The organism is Phenylobacterium sp., assembly GCF_036402295.1.
In the GTDB taxonomy this organism is placed as follows: Bacteria; Pseudomonadota; Alphaproteobacteria; order Caulobacterales; family Caulobacteraceae; genus Phenylobacterium.
On sequence record NZ_DASWTE010000386.1, the window covers coordinates 1 to 2,438 of the forward strand.

Here is a 2,438-nt window from a genome sequence, read left to right on the forward strand (position 1 = left end):
GAGCGCGGCCGCTATCCGTCGGTCTATTTCAGCTCGCACCGCTACCGCTATGCATGGCGGCCGCCGTCGGGCTTCTACGTGCGCCTCTGGAGCTTCGGCGACTTCTACCCGCGCAGCTGGTACGGCCCCGGCTACTGGATCGTCGACCCGTGGCTCTACGACCTGCCGCTGCCGCCGCCCGGCTACGAGTGGGTGCGCTCCGGTCCGGACGCGCTGCTGATCGACGAGTACACCGGGCGCATCGTCCAGGTCGTCCGCAACATCTTCTGGTACTGAGCGAGCGCCGCCTCTCCTACGCGGGGAGGCGGCGTCAGCCGGCCTGGCAGGCGGCGCAGAGGCCGCGGGCCTCCAGGGTGATGGCGCGGACCGCGTAGCCCGTGCCGCGGGCCGCCTGCAGCGGCGCGGACAGGTCGGGCTGGAACTCGGCCGCCTCGCCGCAGCAGTCGCAGATCAGGAAGGCCGCCACGTGCCCGCCCTCGATGCGGCAGGGGACGTAGGCGTTCAGGCTCTCGATGCGGTGCGCGAAGCCCAGCCGCTCCAGGAACTCCAGCGCCCGGTAGACCGTCGGCGGCTTGGCCGGTTCGCCGTGCTCGCCGAAGGCGGCGATCAGGTCGTAGGCCTTGAGCGGCGCGTCGGCCGCCAGCAGCAGTTCCAAGACGCGTCGGCGTGGCGCGGTGAGGCGCTCCTGGCTGCTCGCGCACCTGTCCTCGGCCGCGCCCAGCGCCTGGCCCAGGGCCGGGCCCTTCAGCCCGTGGTGCACGTGGTGCTCATGGTGATGGCAGTCGCTGGCCATGTCCTTCCGCTATCGCCGATCCCCAGTCTTCGCAACGCGCTTGACGACTCGTTATGTTATTTCATAACAGTGACGCCAATCCGCAAGTGCTAGGCCCCTCCACCATGTCCCGCGACCTCCTCCTCGCCACCGTCGGCGTCCTTGCCCTGGCCGCGTCCCCGGCGTTCGCCGCCGAGGGTGACGCGGCCGAACCGGGCCACAAGGACCTTTCGGAGGTGGTGATCACCGCCGCGCCCTACGTGGTCTCGCTCGACTCCACGACCACCAGCGTGAACGTCGTGAAGCGCGACGCGCTGGACCTCGCGCCCGCCGCCGGCCTCGGCGACGTGCTGGCCCACCTGCCCGGCGTGCGCTCGTCGTTCTTCGGTCCGGGCGCCAGCCGCCCGGTGATCCGCGGCCTCGCCGGCCCGCGCGTGCAGGTGCTGACCAACGGGGTGGGCCAGATCGACGCCTCGGGCCTCTCGCCCGACCACCAGGTGGCCAGCGACCCGCAGGAGGCCGAGCGCATCGAGGTGCTGCGCGGCCCGTCGGCCCTGGCCTACGGCGGATCGGCCATCGGCGGCATCGTCAACGTCATCGACGAGCGCATCCCGTCCAAGTTCGAGTCCGGCGTCCATGGCCGCGCGCTGGCCAGCTATTCGACCGGCGACGAGGGCCGCCAGCTCTCGGGCGCGCTGAAGGCCGGCGTCGGCGACGGCCTGTCGATCACGCTGGACGGCGTCCACCGCCGGACCGACGACTACGAGGTCCCGGTCGATCCCATGTCGCGCCGCCTGGCCGCCAGTCTAGGCTTGCCCGAGCCCTCGCGGCAGCGCACCCACGTGCCCAACACCTATACGAAGCTGGACGCCTTCGGCGGCGGCCTCTCGTACGTGGGCGAGCAGGGCTGGGGCGGCGTCGCGGTCAAGCACGTCGACAGCGACTACGGCAGCGCCGCCGAGGAAGAGGTCCACATCGAGCTGAAGCAGACGCGCGTCGACGCGCGCGGCGCGCTGAACTTCGACTCGGGCCCGTTCTCCAGCGTGCGTTTCACCGGCGGCTACGCCGACTACAAGCACACCGAGTTCGAGGGCGAGGAGCGGGGCACGACCTTCCTGTCCAAGGGCGAGGAAGGCCGCATCGAGCTGGTCCAGCGCGACCGCGACGGATGGCAGGGCGCGGTGGGCTTCCAGGGCTTGCACCGCACCTTCGACGCGATCGGCGAAGAGGCGCTGATCCCGGCCACCAAGATCGACGAGTGGGGCGTCTTCACCCTGCAGCGCCTGGACAAGGGCGCCTGGGGCGTGGAAGGCGGGATCCGCCTGGACAGCCGCTCGATCAGGAACGAGCGCGCCGACCGCGACTTCACCAACATCTCGGCCTCGATCGCCGGCTTCCTGCGGCCGACCGAAGGCCTGTTCCTGGGCCTGGCGCTCTCGCGCACCAGCCGCGGCCTGACCGAAGAGGAGCTCTCGTCGTTCGGCGCCCACCCGGCCACCGGCGCCTTCGAGAGCGGCGATCCGGCCCTCGACAAGGAAGTCACGTACTCGGCCGACGCCAGCCTGCACTACGAGCGCGGCCCCTTGACCCTCGACGCGCACGCCTTCTACGCCGACTACGACAACTTCATCGACCTGATCCCCAACGGCGAGGTTGACGACGAGTC

3 protein-coding genes are annotated in these 2,438 nt (G+C 71.1%); 2 read left to right on the forward strand and 1 reads right to left on the reverse strand.

Annotated elements, in window-relative coordinates; genetic code table 11:
* A partial coding sequence (locus tag VGD44_RS22580; RefSeq protein WP_331090635.1) for an RcnB family protein occupies positions 1-276 on the forward strand: 276 nt, incomplete at its 5' end.
* A gap of 34 nt (positions 277-310) precedes the next feature.
* Here VGD44_RS22580 and VGD44_RS22585 read toward each other — a convergent pair.
* Positions 311-793, reverse strand: coding sequence for a Fur family transcriptional regulator (locus tag VGD44_RS22585; protein ID WP_331090636.1), 483 nt, complete (start codon positions 791-793; stop codon positions 311-313).
* 104 nt (positions 794-897) lie between these two features.
* Between VGD44_RS22585 and VGD44_RS22590 the strand changes: the two genes are divergently transcribed.
* The coding region (locus VGD44_RS22590) for a TonB-dependent receptor (RefSeq protein WP_331090637.1) at positions 898-2,438 on the forward strand (1,541 nt) is incomplete at its 3' end.

Bases quoted from the DNA above. Each gene is read 5' to 3' on its own strand.
- VGD44_RS22585 (WP_331090636.1), bottom strand. From the start codon at position 793: ATGGCCAGCGACTGCCATCACCATGAGCACCACGTGCACCACGGGCTG.